Source organism: Cyclobacteriaceae bacterium (assembly GCA_025808415.1).
Classification (GTDB): Bacteria; Bacteroidota; Bacteroidia; order Cytophagales; family Cyclobacteriaceae; genus UBA2336.
On the sequence record CP075525.1, the window covers coordinates 1,166,666 to 1,185,112 of the forward strand.

Here is an 18,447-nt window from a genome sequence, read left to right on the forward strand (position 1 = left end):
TTAATGACAACCGAACTTTATATAGCACTGGTTTATGTTCAAACAGCTCTTTCGGCTGTTATTGCTGGTTTAGCCTTTTGGAAATTTACTTTTAGAAGTACGGTTGTCAAACTTGTTGGCTTGGCGTTCCTGGTGGGGTTCATTTCCAATTTACTGGCCATGGTGATGAACCTTATTTTTAAACTAAACCCCAACCTGCCACAGTCAATTTATAAAATAGTCTACTTCTGCATTATTGGGTTAATTTATTATTACGCCACTGGTAAAAGGAACAAGCTGGTCTACAACTTTTTTTGTGTATCCTTTTCGGTTTTTGCCGTAATCAATCTGCTTTTCATTCAAAAAATGCAGATCAACTCTTACACCAGCATCCTATCGGCCATCATTATCATTATCTATTCGATACATTATTTCTACCGGTTAATGATCGATTTACCTACACTCAACCTGCACCAATTACCGATGTTCTGGTTTAACACGGCTTTCCTGTTGTTTCATTCGGGCGCCTTGTTTCTGTTTGTATTTACCGATTACCTGGTAAATGTTTTAAACAATAACCTGTTGGTTTATTGGGGTTTTCATAACATCTTGAACATTGTGGTACACCTGGTGGTACTCATTGGGCTATGGATCGATCTCCGGAATATCAAGTCGCCTTCCTGATCGTGTTGGGCACAGCCGGCATGCTGGTGCTGGTGGTGGCCATTGTTTTGTTTGTGATTGTATACCAAAAACGCGTGCTGCGTGCCCAATTGGAGAAGCAGCAACTGGAGGCCGACTATCAGCAAAAAATGTTGGAAGCCGCGCTGGAATCGCAGGAAAACGAGCGCAGGCGCATTGCAGCCGACCTGCACGACAGCGTGGGTGCCATGCTGGCTACCGTTAAACTGGGCATGGGCAATATGCTGCGTTCAGGAAAAGCGGAAGACCAGGATTTTACCCGCAGTGTACTGGACGAAACCATTTCATCTGTTCGTAAAATCAGCCGCGATTTAATGCCCAGTACGCTGGAGCATTACGGTTTAAGTGCAGCTTTGCGCGAATTCTGCGAACGCCTGCAACAAGCCTCAGAAATAACTTTTTCCTTTATGGAAGAAGGCGAAGCTTCACCGCTTGCATTGCGCGAATCTTCAACAGTGTTTCGCATCACACAAGAGTTGGTGAACAATGCCATAAAGCATTCGGGCGCGAGCACCATTACCATTTCACTGGCCTGGAGAAAACCGGAACTGAAATTATTCGTACAAGATAACGGTTGTGGCTTTTCAGTAGAAGAGAAGAAAAAACAACAGGGAGGGTTAGGGTTGTTTAACCTGGAAAACCGTGCACGTGTGTTGGGTGCAACCTTAACCTATGCCACTGCCGTGCCCAACGGCACGCGTGTTGAATTGAGTTGGAACTATGAAAAAACTTAAAGTATACCTGGCTGACGATCACACGCTTTTCCGTAAGGCCATGATGAGTCTGATACAATCCTTTGTGCGCGTAGGCACGGTGAAAGATGCTGAGAATGGAAAAGAATTGCTTACGCTGATGAAGCACGAAACGCCTGATGTGGTGGTGGTGGATTTGCAAATGCCTGTAATGGATGGGGTGGAGACCTGTGAAAAAATCGTGGCAAAATTCCCAGATGTGAAAATTATTGTGCTTACCATGCACGACAGCGAACGCTATGTGTTGCACATGATTGAAATTGGCGCGCATGCTTTCCTGCTCAAGAACACAGAGCCTGATGAACTGGAGAAAGCCATCTACGCTGTTTACGATAACGACTTCTACCACAATGCCTTTGTGGTGTCCATCCTGCGCAAGCGTGTGCAAAACAAACTGGCCTCCCACCGGCCTGAGTTCACCAAGGTTGAATTGAGTGAGCGCGAAAAGGAAATTGTGCGGCTTACCTGTCGTGAGCTAACCCTGCATCAGATTGCCGAGAAGCTCAGCCTTAGCGAGCACACTGTACGCAACCACCGCGCCAATGTTATGGAGAAGGCAGGCGTGCATACCCTGGTAGGGCTGGTAAAATTTGCTTACGAAAGCGGCCTGATGACCTGACCCGCCCGATGACACTTTATACTAATTTTACCCGCAAATTTTACTAGTGTCCTGCCGGACTTTTTACTACTTACCCCCAACCCGCATTTTTTTAAGCGGTTTTCTTAACCTTAGGTTTTACCACCACTAAAGGCCCTTTTTCGGCCGTTTTTAAAGTTTCCGGCTTTGCCGAACTTCTCGACAGTTTTAGGTTACAAGTGGATTTCTCTATGAAAATTCTGGTGGTTCACAGGCAGAAAAGCCTGCTTAAAGGTATCAAGTGGGTTCTCCGTGAGCGCGATCCGTATATCCGGTTTTTCGAAAGTGGTTTGGATGGCCTCCTCGCAGCCCGGATGACGCATTACGACATGGTGATATGTGGTACCGATCTGCCTGTGATCACCGGTTTTGAAATGGCACGCGCCCTGCGTATGAATTCGCGCAATCCTGACATTCCGTTGGTAATGCTGGCCGATGAAATTGACCACAAGGTTGAACGACTCGGCCACGCACTGGGTGTTAGTGGTTTACTGATGATCAGCGAAATCAGCCGGTCGCTGGCAGCGCTGGTAGAAGAGGCACTTAACCGGATTAAACATGAAGACAAGCTGGCCCTGGTGCAAGGCCTGTCTATGAACTGAGAGAATTTAGAAGGGCTGGCAGGTGAAGTTGATGAAACGAAACGCCAAAGCCTTACATGCTATACTACAGGACCCTCTCATGGTATTTCAAGACTTTCCGCGATAGGAATAGTTGGCTCCTTTCCCCCGAACCCGGACATAACGTCCGGGGCCCGGAGGGGGAAGATGAAGACATGTGCAATAGTAATTCCCTTCGCACATGAATCCCTACCTAACCGCTTTACAACAAACCGATATATATGAACGTCTCCTACGTTTGAAAGGAAGGCACTTCAGTGACGTTACTGATCGGGAAGGCTTTCAGTATGTCGATCTGGTGCAGGAAGGTGGTGGCGTGCTGGGCATTGCCTTGGTGGGTTACACCTATGTGTTGGAGCAAGCCGGTATTCGTTTCTTTAGCCTGGCCGGTACCTCGGCAGGAGCCATCAACACGTTGCTGTTGGCCTCGCTGGGAAAAATAAGTGATGCCAAATCCGAGCGCATACTGGAATTGCTGGCTAACCAAAACCTGATTGAATTTGTGGATGGTGATGCTTCCGTACGCAAACTCGTACAGCAATTTATTCGTAATGCTCCGTTTAAAATAGTAACCCTCGCGTTGAATGCGTTGAAGCTGTTGCGGATACTCAAAACCAAACTGGGCCTCAACCCCGGCAACCTGTTCGAACGGTGGCTTATCGAAGCCCTGCGTCAGGCGGGCGTTACCACACTTGACGACCTGGAAGCCCGAAGAAAAATATTACCTGCCGGGCTTACCCACCGGAGCGGAGAAGATTTAAGCAATGCCGTGGCTAAACTAGTCATCATCACCTCCGACATCACCACCCATACCAAGGTGGAGTTTCCACGCATGGCCAACTTGTACTGGGCCAACCCTGGCAACGTTTCACCGGCACTACTGGTGCGCGCTTCTATGTCTATACCGTTTTTCTTTGAGCCATACCAGGTCAATAACATACCCAACCATCCCGAACAAGCGAAATGGTGGGATGAATATGCCCGTTACACAGGCCCCATACCCCCTGCTGTAAAATTTGTAGATGGGGGCATGCTCAGCAACTTTCCCATCAATGTGTTTCACCGTACCGATGGCAAACTGCCTACGCGTCCAACATTTGGTGTACGCTTAAGTGCTTACCGCGAAAACTATAGCAAGGTTAACAACCTGTTCAGCTTTAGCGGGGCAATGATCAGCACCATGCGCCAGATCCACGACTACGACTTTCTGATGAAGAACCCGGAGTACCGCAAACTTATTTGCCGCATAGATGCAGACCAGGAATTTAACTGGCTGGATTTTGAAATGAGTGAAAAGGAAAAAGAGAAACTGTTTGTGCTGGGTGCGCAAAAGGCAATTGAATTTTTAGAATGTTTTTGTTGGGAAGATTACAAAACATTGAGAGCTGAACTTTAACAATAAAACTGAGGAAGCCGAAAATCCGAAGAAGAGTAGGCGATACTGAACCACCTATGAGAGTAAGACTCGTCTTGTTGCTAGTGCTTTTGACCTACTGTGTTGCTGCGCAAAACTTGGATATATACAATGGTTGCCCGATGGAAGGCGAGGTAAGTCAGAATAATTCACCGGCAAGAATCCAGCAACTTGAAGCATTAAACCGTCTCAAAAATCGTTACACGTTTCCAACAGCAGCCGATTACAATAACAGCGTCACCTTAGAGGCTATGTTGGCCAATGAGGGTAAGCCCGACCGAAATAAGTTCAATGTTAACCAGGCGGCAACCATAGAAGGATTTATTGTTTATGCCGCAAAAAAGGGATCGAAGGAAACCTGCAATTGCAAAAGCACCAGTACATACTTTACCGACCAGCACATTGAGATTGCACTTACACCCGATGAGCCTAAAGATGGTAAAACCATTACCGTAGAGATTACACCACGCCTGCGCGAATTGATGCGCCAGCAGGGCATCGACTGGACACATGGTGAAATACAAAACTACGTGGGTAAAAAAGTAAGAATAAGCGGCTGGCTTTTTTATGATACGGAACATGAGAAGGATGCGTGCAGTTACAATCCCGAAAAATGTGGGGATGTACCAGGTTATAACCGTCACACTTGTTGGGAAATTCACCCGGTTACCGGCTTTGAAGACATTACCGAAGAGTACCTGCACACAAATGCTCGCGTCAATACCGATGCAGGAGAGGAGCGACTGGTTTTTTCTTCTTCGCCACCGCCTGTTATCGCACGTACTTCAATTGCAAAACCATTACAACCTATGGAATACCTGATATTGATAATGCTTGGCGGAATTGTTGGCACAGTCGGCCAACTACTTCGTGTAATTATTGGCTTGAAAAAAGCAGCCGATTCGGGCGAGGCACCTGACTATAAGCGCACTACCCTTAGCCTGGTGTTAGCCTTTGCAGTAGGTGGTGTGGCAGGCGTGCTGGCCGCTATTAACATGACAGACCTTGAAACGATCGACAAATCAACCCTGCTGGCATTTTTAACCGCAGGGTATGCGGGCACGGATTTTATAGAAGGGTTTATCAGTAAGCACAAGGTAACCCCGTCCTGAAGCGCATTGAATTAACATAAACGGAGTAAGCCGAAAATCCGAAGAAGAGTAGGCAAATAACTATAGGAAGATGGCAGTTACAAAATTCAACGTGGTATTGGATATTCCACTAACCAGCGCCCAAAAGAGTGCGATTGACAAAGAGATCAAGTCGGTGATAGCAAAGCATGTTGCCCGACTTGATCTGAGTGCAATTCTTGGTGAGAAGCAAATCCCCAAAATTCCCAAGCGGGAATGGTATGGAATCTGGATCAAACGATTTGATTCCCTTGCAAAGCTTAAGAACTCCCTCACATTTAAACCGCTGAGAAAGTGACAGGGTTGGGTTCAAATTCAAAAACCTGTCCTAGTTCCGTTTGCGAGGAGGGTGCCGAAGTCATCGGTCTCGTAAACGAACAAGGACAGATAAATTTTCTTGGCCAGCCGCTCCCCGTTTTCCATGAATTTGTTGAAATAGTGCGACAAGGTAGAAGTGCTGAAAAACGTTTTCGGTTTGCCAACCGCTGCTTAGAAAAGGGATGTCACCAATGGACTGGATCAGGTTGCGGAATTATCGAAGATGTTTTGCAAAACATGGAGAAAAATTTAATGAAAGCCCTGCCGAATTGCGGTATACGTCAAGATTGCAGATGGTATCATCAGCGGGGTGGTAATGCTTGCCGGGTATGTCCTATTGTGATTACCGATAATTTTAAGGAATAGATACGTGTACAAAAAAAACGGAGTAAGCCGAAAATCCGGAGAAGAGTAGGTAAGCAAAACGCAATATAATGATATGATGCCCCCACAAGACGTTGGAAAATTAATAATGAAAGTATTGCATGAAAAGAAAGATGCAGTTGAAGCCGATTATATGGCTTATCTAACAGGATCTACAATAACTCAAGTATTAGAAGAAGGGTTCAAACTTCAAGAATTGGGTTTAATAAAAATTGAGGGAAACTCTTTGAATCTTGTTCAACGGGGCGGAAAATTCAACGCATGGGATAAACTAAAGAAATAAGCCATGGAAAATATTGTATATTATATAATTGCTTTTTTGCTTGCAGGAACCTTTTCAATTCTTGAGATCATTAACATTAAGTATCGAAAAATTGCGGCTTTTATAGTATCATCTCCTGCATTATATGGCTATGCTGCATTCTTTGGTTTATTAGGTACTGGAATACTTTGGAGTGTACAGAATGAGGTTTTCGGAAACGTGATCTTTTTGCCGGGAAGTGAAAACCATTTAATGCAAGCTATTTTGATCGGGATTTTTACAAAGGCTTTTTTTGATCTAAAGATTTTTAGCTTTTCCATCGGGCCTGACAAAACGTTTCCTGTAGGTATCAAAACTTTTAGTCATTTTATAGAGGAGCCATTACTTTCTAAAATTGAGGTTCATTGGTTTAGAAATTATTCGAATTTTATTGATAGGGTAAATGCTCAATACCAAACCAGCACGGTTGAAGATATCCATAACCTTGTCGTTGAAAAACTTCAAAATTTTCCTGATGAGCAACGTGTATTGGCTTTTTTGAAAGGTGATTTTGATAAGGTTACAGAAAAAAGAGATAAGTATAGCTTGGTGATGAGGGAGTTTGGTAAAGATGTTTTTTGCCAGGTATTTCAATGTTAGTTGTTGGTGTTGAACTAAGAATTTTATGAAGTCACAAATTCCACTATTTATCCTTAGCCTTGCAATTGTTATAATGGTAGCAGGATGCCAATCTATTCGAGAGATGCATTATTTTAAAGATAAGGCGGGTAACCCGCCTAACTACTATAGGTTGCAGATTAAGGGGCATGCATTCTTGACTAGTTCACGATACCTATCCGGTAATTTCGATGAAGAGGCAGTCAACTATTATTTCGGGGAGATTGAACAGCCACAAAGTGTAAAATTTGAGTCGAAGCAACTTGATTCTAAGCAACCCAATCAAGGAATTGAACCAATAGGTTCTGATGGAAAAAAATTTGTTCTTATGCTTTCAACAAATAGCGATGCAATTTCTACAGCGTTTGGAAATTTTGTCGAAAGTAAGGAAACACAATTGTATTTGGCGAGAATTATTAATCGTGATAAACTTATAGAGCTTGAAGAAATGAAAGTTAGCGAAAATGCTGAAATGAAGAGGCGTAATAGAATGATAATTCTGGGTGAAAACTATCTAAACTCAATTACTGTCTCTGAATCCCCCGAATCAATCAGGATTAAGTTGCTTGCATATTTAAACGCAACGGCTGAATATTTTGGTAACCCACAAAATTTTACTGACCTAGGGGTTGCCCAGAAGTGGTTTATGGATAATAGAAATTCATTAATAAACAGGTAGTCATCATGGGAAAAATTTACCTTTTTATTAACATTCTTTTATTTACAGGGTGTAGCTCTGTACTTAAAATACGTGTAGATGTTTTGAACCGCGAGGCACTACGAAAATTGCCTGATTTTGCCAGATTGGAAACTGAACAATTATATGTTAAGCTAAAGACTGCCCTGGATAGGAATATTTTTGATAACTATCGTTCGGATTTAAAAAAACTGGTAAGGGCTGGAATTTCTAAACTAGAAATTGATAACGTGATTGCTAAATCTGATACGCAGGAAATAATCACTAACATTGACAGGGCAATAGACAAAACCTTGAGCAGTGTTACTGCCGAGGTGAATATTGCTCTCGCCAAATACACATTAGCTTATAAAAGCGATAATATGCCACTTGACTATCTGCTTATTAAGAACAAATTGGAAGATAGCGTTGAACCATTTTTTCAGCTTAAAAATGACATTGAAATGGAAATCGGGCATCCAATTGAGGGATTTGATTTATTTTTTGCCGAGAAGGAAAGGGAATTGTCTTTAAGTGTTGATGAGTTATTAAATGACCTACTTGCATCATCTGTAGTTCAGTCACCACAGCGATTTTGGAATAGGATGAAGGTTAAAAATGATTTCTCCACAGTACATACCAAAGCAAATAGGAAATCAGCGTATTCTAAAACGATCGTACGCACACTTATGGGTAATTCTGATATTGCCATCACCATGGAGAATAAGGGTCACTTTACGGTTAAGGGGGTCCGCTTAGATGCCACTAAGGTAGTTGAAGCCACCTTCAAAGGATTGATCCAATCAATTAATTTTTTGGCAATGACTTCAGGTGTTTCTGTAAAAAAGGGCGAGTTAGAGGTATCTTTATTGCCTGAATTGGAACTACTGAACAAAGCAAAAGCAGAGTACAAAGAAAATGCTCTATTGTTCAATGAAAGCTTATTGCAAATGACCTACATAATTTTGCAACAGCAAGAAGATTTACTTGGAAAAGAAGGGACAAAAAAGACAGCAGCATTGAAAGTAACCAAAGATGCCTTTGATGCACACAAAAGCCAATTTGACAATATTAAAAACTAGCTACTTGATATTATGAGATTTAAAGTTGGTGACACTGTAATACTTAATGTTCAAAAGAAATATGCTGACATTATAATTCCTGCAGGCACACAAGGAATTGTAGAAATAGTGTATCAGTTAAGTACTTCATACCTTATTTCATTTAACGGATTTCCCAAATCGCGAAGAGTACTGGAAGAGGATTTAGCATAGAAGAAAAGGAGCTGCTTTATTATCTTAATCACTTTACCCCACCAGTTGAAACACCAATATCACTATAACCACCACCAACAGCCCGGTGTAAATGGTTTATTATATCGCGCCAGCCAATTGGGAATGTAAATATCAAAGTTATATTCGGTTGATGTAGAGTACCGCCTTGCCAATAATGTAAGCGGGCAGAAGTTTTTGAAGATAAGAAGCACAATACCTTCCAGTAAAAAGCACCCAATCCAATCCACACCCACTGGTCGATGCGGTTGGTGAGCACGGCATACAGCAGGTAAAAAATCACGATGTTAAAGAAAAGCCAAATGATGGTATGGAGCATTTTAATACCAACCAATTTTTTGGAGTTGTCCATGTTGAGCATAAATACCGGAATGCGATCGAAAGAAATGTATGCGGCTGCATGAATGCTATGATTTGAACACGCCTGAAGCACTGATAATTGTCAGCTAATAAAACAACCCCTTAATTCTCCACCACAACCTTCTTACACTGATTTTCCGGGCACAAACACCACCCATCATTATTACTTCACCAAGCACAGTTTGATCCATTTCCATTTTTATAACAATGTTTTCAGGTGCATTCGCGGTAATGGGGTATTCAACAGTTTTCAACCCGATGAAGGAAAAAATCAGCACTTCGCTGCCGGTAAGTTTTTCAAGCTGTAACTCAAATGCACCGGTTGCATCGGTGGTGGTACCCTTTGCCGTTCCTTTTAAAAATACATTTACCCCTGGCAGTGGTGAGCCATCTTCTGCCGCAGTAACAACACCGCTTAAACGCAGGGTTGGAAAAGTTTGTGCAGGCTTTTGGTTGATGTTGATTTGTGTGCCAACTTGCTCAATTGGTGGTTTGGGTAGTGTTTGTGCATACGCATAACGTGATGAGAAGAAAATTACCCCTGCCGAAAGTATGGCTGAAAGCCAGGTAATACGAGGGCTTTTGGTTGATGCATTGTTAAGGGCGTAAACACCAAGTTGCTGTTGGCGAAACCGCCCGCATGTATTTTGCGGAAAGGTTTTGAAATAATCTTTTACCTGTTCGTCTGTCCAGGTGGTGAAGTCTATCACTTCCTTATTACATAATTTGCAAAACCCACCGTGCTCACTGGGCGTGAAGGAACTCCAGTTTTCGGTGCAGGGTGTGGGAATGGAGAGTTGTAGGGTTTTATTCATAGCCGTTAGGTTTAGTAAGGCTATGATGCATCAGGAATGGTTATTCCATACCCGGTATTTCAATTTTTGTGCCTTCGGTGGCCATTTTATTCCGGCCCCAAAAGCACAAGGGAACAAAATCTACTAAAAACACAGCAGTTAACGGGTGCTTTTTCCGAACCCTTGTCCTTCAGGAGAACCGGTTTTTTCAGAACCCGGGTGTTGAACAGGTTTCATGTACCCGCACGGCATATTGCTTTGAGCCGGAATAGGCTACAGCCGCCAGGCAAACCGCACAATTCGTATTGAAATCATTCGGGTTTAATTCAACATAAAAGGTGTTTTTCTGAAGCACATTGGAGTCGGTAAAGCACTCCAATCCAGCCAGAAAAACATTGGTGTCGCCATCGGCATCTTCCCCTAAATGAAAATACTTTGGATCCTGGATTTTTAACACAGCCTGTCCGCAAATACCGCGCAAATAGCTTACGGCAATGCACTCACCGGTATAGGCAGGGGTCTTTTCGTCACAGCTAAACAGGATGGCGAACAGGCAAACAGAATAAACAAGGTTACGGAGCATAGACTTATTTTTTATCTGATTACTTAGACACGTGAAATAGCTGGTGGGTTGGAAAGAGATTGAAAGTTCAATTTTTAAAAATAGCCCTTTTCTAAAAGAAGCGAAATGGATTGGTTTTACTTTACCAACACCGAATAAGTAAAAACATAGCTACTGTTCAACAAGACATGAAGGGTGTGTAAACCCTTTGATGAGAATGAATGTTCTATCATGTTCAAACCGTTAGGTTCCTTTTTTAATTGTGGAGTAAGCGTAACAACTCCTTTAGGTCCGTTAATAATTAAGTTTATCGTATGCCCATCACTAGGCTGACTAAACTGAATAAATAGGGGTTTCCCTCTCTCAATTATGACATTAAATGTTTCCGGTAGGACTTGTTCAATATTAAAATCATAGAAGCTACTATAAATAAGGGTTCTGTTTAGAAATTTGTATAGAGACGGTTTTTCTGTCACTAACATCCAGGTGGTGTCCAATGGATAATGATTACGAATAAATAATTTTGGTTCAGCTAAAAAGTATGCATCATTGTAATTTTTTATAAATATTCTTTTTTCCATATCGACTGCTCCACTAGACCATGTGGGGTCACACAAGTACCACTTGCCATTAAGCTGCACTGCATTCCATGAATGATTAATAACTCCAGTTCCTCCAATGTTGGCTGCTGCCGTGCGTCCGTAACCATCTACAATTTCGCAATTTAACCCCGCATGATATGCCAATTCTTTAACCAGGTAAGCATAACCTGTGCATACGGTTTTATGCTTTTTCACTAACGTTTCAAATACAATTGTATTCAGTTGTTTGTTCCATTTATCCCTGGCTTCCGTGGATTTTAATTTTTTGCGTTTATGCTGGTTTTTTAAGAAAAGCACGGGATCATTTTCGATGTTCAGGCAAGTCCACCGATAAATAGCCCTAAACTTTTCAACATCGCTGGAAAGTGAAGTCGTCAATTTTAATGACAAACTCCTTATGTCTTGCAAGGAATGACCTTGATATTGCTTTGCGGTACTATCAGCTTTTTTAAAGTCTACTCCATTAAAATCCTTTAACTGACCAAAGACAATTGAAGGAAATGCAAAAATTAAAGAAATTTTAAATGTAGAGAAACCCATGTGACATGTTAGAAAAGGCCCCTCATTTTAGCCCAGATTTTTTGAAACCCGGATTGCTTGGTTTCATAAATATCGTGCACGGCAACTTCGCCCATAATTTCCATAATCATTTTAAACATTCTTATCTCACCATTGTCGTCTGAATGTTTTTTGACCGTGTATTCCAAGGTTCTAAGTCCTATAAAACTGAAAACCAGTACATCTCCTTCTTTGAGTTTTTGTGGGAATTCAAACCGACCTTGTGCATCGGTTGCAATACCAATAGTTGATCCTTTTAAAACAATATTAACTCCCGGTAATGGATATCGATCTTCTGAGGAAACAACTATGCCTTTGACAATGATTTCATCGTTAAAAGTGAATGTGTGGGGGTTATAAATCTGTATGTTTATCTCAGTTTTACTATTTTCGGTTGCACGAGCCGTAGTAATTGGTTTACTAACCAAGAACATTAACAGGCTTAGAAAGCCCGCCTTAAATAAGGAAAAGCCCGGTTTGATATGGAGTGGCACTTCAAATGTATGCATTTTCAATTGATCAGGTCGAAAACGTCCGCATGCATGTACCGGTTTTGTTTTAAAAAATGCCAATAGTTCGGTTTGGCTCATACCTGTGAAATCAATAACTACTTTATTGCAGGATTTGCAAAACCCGCCTTCGGGCACTATTGAGAAATTTTCCCAACTTTCTGAACACGGCTTTGGTACGGTAATACTTATTCCAGTTTTCACAAAAAAATGTTTTATCTAAAATTCATAATACAGTTAAAAAAAAATTATAGTGATCCTGCTATTTATTTCTTAAACTCGAGTTGCTTTAATTTCTTGATTTTGACATGATCCTTTATCCTGACATATCAAGTGGAAATAGTATAAATTTGTTCGCTGTGTAATTAACCCAACCACACATGGATCAACAAAAGCATTGGAACACCATTGCCCCTACCTATGAAGACGAAATTTTTGATGTATTCAAAAGCGATAAGCGTAAAATACTTTCCCGTTATTTTAAGAAACACGCGAACAAAAGCCACCGTGCTATCGACTTCGGTTGTGGTGTAGGTAAGGCATTTCCTTACCTGGCTCCAGCGTTTAAACAAGTACTTGCACTGGATATTTCTGAAGAGTGCCTGGCCAATGCCCGCCAACGGCCCTATAAAAACATCGTGTTCAAACACGCTGACTTATCGAACCCACGGTTAAAAGTTGCGCCTGCTGAGTTTGCTTTTTGCTGCAACGTAATCATGTTGCCCGAAGTAGAGAAGAATAGTATCATGTTCAGGAACATCTGGAAATCGCTGAAGAAAGGAGGAACCGCAGTGATTGTTTTGCCCTCGCTTGAATCGGTTTTACATGCTTCGTGGCAACTGATCCGTTTATACAAAAAGGAGGGTGTTGATTTGAAAGCTATACCTGCCCATGAGTTTGATTACTTTCAAGCCAGTAAGCCTGATCTTATACAGGGCATAATCCATATCAACAAGGTGCCCACCAAGCACTATACCCACAGTGAATTAATGGTACTGATGCGCAAAGCCGGCTTTGCCGTAACGGCAATTGAAAAAATCGAATACAATTGGAATACCGAGTTTGCCAGTGCACCCGCTTCGTTAAAGGATCCTTATCCATGGGATTGGTTAGTGGCCTGTAAAAAATAAAATCGTTTATGGTAGAAAGTTTGCGCAAGGTATTTTCTGGCCGGTACACGGGCGAACCGTTAATTGTGCGATCACCCGGGCGTATAAACCTGATTGGCGAGCACACCGATTATAACAATGGTTTTGTATTGCCAGCAGCCATCGATAAAGCCGTTTATGTGGCTATAGGTAAGAACAACAGCGAAGTTGTTCGCCTATTTGCTTCTGCGTACAATGATTTTGTTGAAACACCCTTATCGGCTATTGTGCCCGCTGCTAAAAAGACCTGGACTAATTATATACTCGGTGTAGTTGACCAATTTCAAAAACGGGGATACCACGTGCGCGGTTTTGATTTGGCTATAACGGGTGATGTGCCCCTCGGTGCTGGCTTATCATCGTCAGCTGCTGTGGAGTGCGCTGTGGCATTTGCGCTCAATGAAATTTTTGATTTCAGGCTAAACCGTCTGGATTTGGTAAAACTTGCCCAGAAGGCAGAGCATGAATTTGCAGGAGTGATGTGTGGCATAATGGATCAGTTTGCCAGTGTGTTTGGCAAGAAGGATCATGTTATTAAACTGGATTGCCGCTCGTTGGATTTTGAGTATGTGCCCCTTAAACTTAAGGGGTACAAGCTGCTGCTTGTTGATTCGCAGGTGAAGCATTCGCTTGCATCTTCTGCCTACAACAAAAGACGCGAAGAATGCCAGATGAGCGTGGAGTTGATCCGGAAGAAGTACCCAATCGTTTTAAGTTTGCGTGATGCAACGCCCGAAATGCTTTATGAATGCATTAAACCGATAGATGATATACTTTTTAAGCGAGCAAGCTTTGTGGTGAATGAAATTATGCGTGTACCCCTGGCATGCAACGACCTGACCGAGAACAACATCCAAGCGTTTGGGCAAAAGATGTTTACCACGCACGAAGGCCTGAGCACACAATATGAAGTGAGTTGCCGCGAACTGGATTTTTTAGTTGATCGGGTAAAAGTTATTCCATCGGTTTTAGGCGCCCGTATGATGGGCGGAGGCTTTGGGGGATGTACCCTTAATATTGTGGAAGAAAGCACAGTTGATGACCTTATTGATTTCCTTGCGCAGCAGTATTATGAGGCCTTCTCCATTAACCTGAAAACCTATCCGGTAAACCTGGAAGAAGGTACGGGCATTGTTGGTTCTAGTTTAGTTTAAAATAAACCGGAAGGATTTTTCTTACGGCTACCGGTTTACCGCGCTGTTTGCCGGGTTCCCAGCGCACCAGTTTAAGCACACGAATAGCTTCTTCATCGCAGCCCGCACCAATTCCTTGCACTACTTTAAAGTTTACGGGCTCACCAAATTCATTAATGACAAACTCTACAAAAACTTTACCTTCGGTACCCGTGCGTTTGGCGAGCGATGGATATTTAACGGATTTAGCCAGGTGTTTATAAAATGTATTGAACCCACCAACGGGCACAGGCATTTTTTCCACAATCAAAAAAGTGTCGGATGGGGTTTCAATCGGTATCTCAATCTGAAGTGTCCCAACAGGAACCTCACTATTTGTTTCAACAACAATGTCATCAGCAGGAGCAGTTTCTGTTTCTGCAACTTCAATCTTAGTTAAATCAAAAATCTTTACTTCTTTTTGCCTGGGTATTTCCGGTGCTTCTGTAACAACTAAAGGCACATCAGTATAGGTGTAAAGCATTTCGCCTGTAGGGTCGGATGGGGGAGTGTAGGATCCTACGCGACTTCTCCATTCAAAGGCCATGATAATCAACGCAGTGCTGATGGCTATGCCGAGTAAAAAGAAATGTTTCGAAAAGCGATGAATGTCTTTTGAAGGATTTTTCTTGGGTTCCATAGGCCAGGTGTTTTGTTACACCCTCCTAATCATCAGCCGTCAGTAAAGTCACTGGCAGGTGAATGAAAAATTTCGGGAGTTGTTGTTTTTGATGATTTCCCGGTTTGTTTGGCTTCCCAGCGCATAACAATGAGCAGAATAATAAGCAAGAATAGTACAACCAGGAAATACGTAAATACGCGTACAATACGCTTTAGCCGTGTATCACGGTCGTGCTGGCGCATGAGCTCAGCGTAATTGCGGTGTCGTGCAATACGCCCGGTACTCATCAGGTTCCGTCTTAGCCGTATTTCATTTCTTCCCATCGTACTTGATGCTGAGTTTAAAGTTTTTTCTTAGCCGGTCCAATGCCCGGTAGGTTCGCATCTTGGCACCACTTTCCGTGATGTTAAGAATGTATGCAATTTCCTTAAAGTCTTTGTCTTCAAAAAACCGAAGTTCAAGCACTTCCAGCATTTCGGTAGGTAGTTCCTTTAAATAACTGATCATGCGCTGCACCAATTCTTCATCTGGCCCATCCGATCCAATCTCTACCAATTCTTTTACGCGTATTTCTTCTATACTGAACACACGGGTGGCTTTTTGTTTCCGGTAGTGCTTGTTTACCTCGTTGGCTGCGATACGGTACAACCAGGCCGATACGGGTACACCCCTGAATTCAAACCGGTTAACATTGTTCAGGGCATTAAGGAAAGTCTGCGAACACAAGTCGGCAGTAAGTTCTTCATCATCGGTTTGCCGGTAAATGAAATTGAAAATTTTGTCGAAATACTTTTCGTAAAGTTCGCCAAACGCCTGCGGGTCCTTTCTCGATTTTTCGAGGATGGTATACTCATGGCGTATTTCTTCATCCGATAGCAAGGGGTAATCTTTGCTTAATAATCCGAAGGTTTTATGAAAGTCACAACTGAAGGTTAAGCGGTATTTTTGATTTTCACGATAATGCACTACATTGATTCCCTTTAGTTCACAAGCCCATGCGCTATTTCGCCTCATTGGTTTTTTCGGTATTCATCCTTGATTCATGCGTGCGTGGGGTGGATCCATCTGCTTTACGGGAAGAGTTACTTCAGGCTGATAGGGATTTTTGTGCGATGGCAACCGAAAAAGGTATTGATGAAGCCTTTCTTTATTATGCCGATGAGAAAGTGATTAAACCCGTTCACGGCCGGCAACCCGTGGTTGGCAAGTTTGCGCTTATGCAATGGCATAAAGAAAACCCTGCCGGTGATGAAAAACTTACCTGGTACCCGCTGCGTGCCGAGGGTAGCGGAACATTGGGTTACACTTTTGGCGGTTATGAATTGCGAACAAAATCAAAAACCGGTACTGATACGGTGTATTATGGCAACTATGTTTCTGTTTGGAAACGGAAAAGTGATGGAAACTGGCGCTACGTAGTGGACATGGGCAACCCAACAGATGGCCCGGTTACGTTAAAGCGCTGATCGGTTAAGGCTCCCGGTAACATTGGGGTGAAAAGTTATTATTATGGTAGACTGTCCATTACCTTAACTTAATACACGAAGCATTTCTTTGCAGCAGAATCCAACACACATCGGTAGAATCTCTTCATAAAGTTTAGGTTAATGATATTTCTGCTAGGATTTTAGAAAGCCCCTGGACGAGGGGCTTTCGCTTTTGGGCAGTGGTTAAAATAGAAAATTTATTCGTACCTCATTTCTAGATATCCTTTTTACGATTAACCGGTACCAGAATGCGCAGCGATGCAGGTTTAAGTTTTATCCTGAACAATGAATCAACACCACAAGGCTCACCATCAATATGGTACGATACTGGTTTCGGTGTACTAATCGATCCTTCTTTCAGGGTAAGGGATTCGTACAGATCGTTGTTTCGAAGCTTGCGCGTAAACATCAGGTAGGCAAACCTGAAACCTTTATGCAACGCGACTTTTTTGAGGATAGCCAGGTGAAGCAAGTGATCGGTAACAGAGGCTTGTGGTGAGATGCGTGCGTTGTTACCGTATTGTGATGAATTTGCAATGGCCACTATAAATTTCTTTTTTAACTGAAGGATTTTTCCGTTTTCTTCAACGGCCAGGTCGAAAGTTTTAAAGCGAACATATTCGCGTACTACCAGTTTAGCGTATCCCCAAAATCCTCGTTTTTTATTTTCGCCAAACAGGTTGGCCACATGCCCGTCAAAACCAATACCCGAAACATTTATGGAGAGCTTATCATTCATCAGGAAAGTGTCCATAGTTTGTACGCTGCTTTTGAAAAGTATCTCCAATGATTTTGGTAAGTGCATAGGGATTTGAAGATGGCGTGCCAATCCGTTCCCTGATCCTTTCGGCAATATTCCCATTGGCATGTTCGAATCAACAAGCCCTTGTGCTACTTCGTTAACCGTGCCATCACCACCCACGGCAATAACGGCATCATAGTTATTCATACTTTCTTTGGCCAACTGGGTAGCATGCCCTGGCCTTTTGGTAAATTCAATTGTGCATTCTACATCGTTTTTCTCACAAGCATCTAAAATTTTCCCTTCGACCTGGGGTCGAAAGCCCTTGCCTGAATATTTATTGATAATGAATAATAGCTTCTTAAATTCGCTCATAGCGTGTCAACATTACTAAAAATAAGTGAATGAAGGAATTTAAACCCCGTACGTTCAAGTTTAAAGCCTGGAACAAAGAGGCAAGGTTGCTGCTTAAACTGAGCAGCATTGATTGTGTGAAAGGCGAGCTTTATAAAAGAGACCACATTCTGCTTCAGTTTACCGGTTTGCATGATAAACATGACGAGGAAATTTATGAAATGGATATTTTGCTAAGGCAGGATAAGAAATTTTTAGTTCGCTGGTCCGAAGAAAACAATGGGTGGTATATCTTAACTTATCCTGACCGTGATTCTCCTGAGCCTTTGAAACAGGATATAGCCGTTACCATGAAGCGTTTGTGCAATTACTTCGAATCGGAGGGTAATCATCTATAGCTACCAGGCCGCGTTATTTTTTCGCTTTGAGTTTTTCTTCAATATAGTTCACCGCGGCACCAATGGTGGCAAGTTTTTCGGCATCGTCATCTGGAATGCGGATGTCGAAAGTTTGTTCAAAATCCATAACAATCTCTGCATAATCAAGGGAATCGATGCCAAGGTCTTTCACCAAATTGGCCTCCGGGTTTATTTCTGACTCGGCAATTCCCAATTTATCAATAAGTATGCGGGCAACTTTTTCAGATACGTCAGACATAGCGTGTAAAAAATTTCGTAAATGTATTAAACCCAATTAACTTAAAGAAACAGGTGT

At 42.4% G+C, this 18,447-nt stretch carries 26 protein-coding genes and 1 pseudogene; 17 read left to right on the forward strand and 10 right to left on the reverse strand.

Annotated elements, in window-relative coordinates; translation table 11 throughout:
- Positions 1–3 precede the first annotated feature (3 nt).
- The 13 genes from KIT51_05445 (at position 4) to KIT51_05505 (ending at position 8,805) form a co-directional block, all read left to right on the forward strand.
- Positions 4–663, forward strand: a complete 660-nt coding sequence (locus tag KIT51_05445; protein UYN87703.1) for a hypothetical protein — start codon at positions 4–6, stop codon at positions 661–663.
- Positions 627–1,415: a sensor histidine kinase gene (locus KIT51_05450; protein ID UYN87704.1), complete on the forward strand. Its 789-nt coding sequence runs from the start codon at positions 627–629 to the stop codon at positions 1,413–1,415. The genes KIT51_05445 and KIT51_05450 overlap by 37 nt, the downstream gene beginning before the upstream one ends.
- Positions 1,402–2,052 (forward strand): response regulator transcription factor, encoded by a 651-nt coding sequence (locus KIT51_05455; protein UYN87705.1) that lies wholly within the window; start codon positions 1,402–1,404, stop codon positions 2,050–2,052. Before KIT51_05450 ends, KIT51_05455 begins: the two co-directional genes overlap by 14 nt.
- A 209-nt stretch (positions 2,053–2,261) precedes the next feature.
- A complete protein-coding gene (locus tag KIT51_05460) occupies positions 2,262–2,672 on the forward strand; it encodes a response regulator (GenBank protein UYN87706.1) in 411 nt (136 codons plus the stop codon).
- 199 nt (positions 2,673–2,871) lie between these two features.
- Positions 2,872–4,086, forward strand: coding sequence for a patatin-like phospholipase family protein (locus tag KIT51_05465; GenBank protein UYN87707.1), 1,215 nt, complete (start codon positions 2,872–2,874; stop codon positions 4,084–4,086).
- 56 nt (positions 4,087–4,142) lie between these two features.
- Positions 4,143–5,216, forward strand: coding sequence for a hypothetical protein (locus KIT51_05470; protein ID UYN87708.1), 1,074 nt, complete (start codon positions 4,143–4,145; stop codon positions 5,214–5,216).
- Between the two features lie 70 nt (positions 5,217–5,286).
- Positions 5,287–5,532, forward strand: coding sequence for a hypothetical protein (locus tag KIT51_05475; GenBank protein UYN87709.1), 246 nt, complete (start codon positions 5,287–5,289; stop codon positions 5,530–5,532).
- On the forward strand, positions 5,529–5,918 hold the full coding sequence (locus KIT51_05480) for a hypothetical protein (protein UYN87710.1): 390 nt from the start codon (positions 5,529–5,531) through the stop codon (positions 5,916–5,918). Before KIT51_05475 ends, KIT51_05480 begins: the two co-directional genes overlap by 4 nt.
- A gap of 73 nt (positions 5,919–5,991) precedes the next feature.
- Entirely contained in the window at positions 5,992–6,219 is a 228-nt protein-coding gene (locus tag KIT51_05485) for a hypothetical protein (protein ID UYN87711.1), read from the forward strand.
- A 3-nt stretch (positions 6,220–6,222) separates the two neighbouring features.
- Positions 6,223–6,837, forward strand: coding sequence for a hypothetical protein (locus tag KIT51_05490; GenBank protein UYN87712.1), 615 nt, complete (start codon positions 6,223–6,225; stop codon positions 6,835–6,837).
- A gap of 25 nt (positions 6,838–6,862) precedes the next feature.
- Positions 6,863–7,534, forward strand: a complete 672-nt coding sequence (locus KIT51_05495) for a hypothetical protein (protein UYN87713.1) — start codon at positions 6,863–6,865, stop codon at positions 7,532–7,534.
- A 5-nt stretch (positions 7,535–7,539) separates the two neighbouring features.
- On the forward strand, positions 7,540–8,613 hold the full coding sequence (locus tag KIT51_05500; GenBank protein UYN87714.1) for a hypothetical protein: 1,074 nt from the start codon (positions 7,540–7,542) through the stop codon (positions 8,611–8,613).
- 12 nt (positions 8,614–8,625) lie between these two features.
- Positions 8,626–8,805 (forward strand): hypothetical protein, encoded by a 180-nt coding sequence (locus KIT51_05505; protein ID UYN87715.1) that lies wholly within the window; start codon positions 8,626–8,628, stop codon positions 8,803–8,805.
- A gap of 33 nt (positions 8,806–8,838) precedes the next feature.
- Here the strand turns inward: KIT51_05505 and KIT51_05510 are convergent.
- The 5 genes and pseudogenes from KIT51_05510 to KIT51_05530 all read right to left on the reverse strand — a co-directional run bounded on the left by KIT51_05510 (position 8,839) and on the right by KIT51_05530 (position 12,133).
- Positions 8,839–9,175: pseudogene (locus KIT51_05510) on the reverse strand (hypothetical protein).
- A gap of 94 nt (positions 9,176–9,269) precedes the next feature.
- Positions 9,270–9,998, reverse strand: coding sequence for a carboxypeptidase-like regulatory domain-containing protein (locus KIT51_05515; GenBank protein ID UYN87716.1), 729 nt, complete (start codon positions 9,996–9,998; stop codon positions 9,270–9,272).
- A 187-nt stretch (positions 9,999–10,185) separates the two neighbouring features.
- Positions 10,186–10,560: a hypothetical protein gene (locus tag KIT51_05520; protein ID UYN87717.1), complete on the reverse strand. Its 375-nt coding sequence runs from the start codon at positions 10,558–10,560 to the stop codon at positions 10,186–10,188.
- Positions 10,561–10,676: 116 nt separating this feature from the next.
- A complete protein-coding gene (locus tag KIT51_05525) occupies positions 10,677–11,681 on the reverse strand; it encodes a hypothetical protein (protein UYN87718.1) in 1,005 nt (334 codons plus the stop codon).
- 8 nt (positions 11,682–11,689) lie between these two features.
- Positions 11,690–12,133, reverse strand: a complete 444-nt coding sequence (locus tag KIT51_05530; GenBank protein UYN88503.1) for a carboxypeptidase-like regulatory domain-containing protein — start codon at positions 12,131–12,133, stop codon at positions 11,690–11,692.
- 455 nt (positions 12,134–12,588) lie between these two features.
- Here KIT51_05530 and KIT51_05535 point away from each other — a divergent pair, with 455 nt between their 5' ends.
- Positions 12,589–13,338: a methyltransferase domain-containing protein gene (locus KIT51_05535; GenBank protein ID UYN87719.1), complete on the forward strand. Its 750-nt coding sequence runs from the start codon at positions 12,589–12,591 to the stop codon at positions 13,336–13,338.
- Positions 13,339–13,346: 8 nt separating this feature from the next.
- Positions 13,347–14,510, forward strand: coding sequence for a galactokinase (gene galK, locus KIT51_05540; GenBank protein UYN87720.1), 1,164 nt, complete (start codon positions 13,347–13,349; stop codon positions 14,508–14,510).
- Here the strand turns inward: galK and KIT51_05545 are convergent.
- From KIT51_05545 to KIT51_05555, 3 genes are read right to left on the reverse strand one after another with little or no spacing between them, the layout of a single operon-like run.
- Positions 14,497–15,168 (reverse strand): TonB family protein, encoded by a 672-nt coding sequence (locus KIT51_05545; GenBank protein ID UYN87721.1) that lies wholly within the window; start codon positions 15,166–15,168, stop codon positions 14,497–14,499. The two genes, galK and KIT51_05545, sit on opposite strands and share 14 nt — an antisense overlap.
- Before the next feature lie 32 nt (positions 15,169–15,200).
- Positions 15,201–15,473, reverse strand: a complete 273-nt coding sequence (locus tag KIT51_05550) for a hypothetical protein (GenBank protein ID UYN87722.1) — start codon at positions 15,471–15,473, stop codon at positions 15,201–15,203.
- On the reverse strand, positions 15,460–16,164 hold the full coding sequence (locus KIT51_05555; GenBank protein ID UYN87723.1) for a sigma-70 family RNA polymerase sigma factor: 705 nt from the start codon (positions 16,162–16,164) through the stop codon (positions 15,460–15,462). The genes KIT51_05550 and KIT51_05555 overlap by 14 nt, the downstream gene beginning before the upstream one ends.
- Here KIT51_05555 and KIT51_05560 point away from each other — a divergent pair.
- A complete protein-coding gene (locus KIT51_05560) occupies positions 16,146–16,616 on the forward strand; it encodes a hypothetical protein (protein UYN87724.1) in 471 nt (156 codons plus the stop codon). The genes KIT51_05555 and KIT51_05560 overlap by 19 nt on opposite strands.
- A gap of 235 nt (positions 16,617–16,851) precedes the next feature.
- On the opposite strand, the gene KIT51_05565 is transcribed toward KIT51_05560, so the two are convergent.
- Positions 16,852–17,754 (reverse strand): YegS/Rv2252/BmrU family lipid kinase, encoded by a 903-nt coding sequence (locus KIT51_05565; GenBank protein UYN87725.1) that lies wholly within the window; start codon positions 17,752–17,754, stop codon positions 16,852–16,854.
- A gap of 29 nt (positions 17,755–17,783) precedes the next feature.
- Here KIT51_05565 and KIT51_05570 point away from each other — a divergent pair, with 29 nt between their 5' ends.
- Positions 17,784–18,131 carry a hypothetical protein gene (locus KIT51_05570; protein ID UYN87726.1) on the forward strand — a complete coding sequence of 116 codons (348 nt, stop codon included), beginning with the start codon at positions 17,784–17,786 and terminating at the stop codon, positions 18,129–18,131.
- A 13-nt stretch (positions 18,132–18,144) separates the two neighbouring features.
- Here KIT51_05570 and KIT51_05575 read toward each other — a convergent pair whose 3' ends face one another.
- Positions 18,145–18,390, reverse strand: a complete 246-nt coding sequence (locus tag KIT51_05575; GenBank protein ID UYN87727.1) for an acyl carrier protein — start codon at positions 18,388–18,390, stop codon at positions 18,145–18,147.
- Positions 18,391–18,447 lie beyond the last annotated feature (57 nt).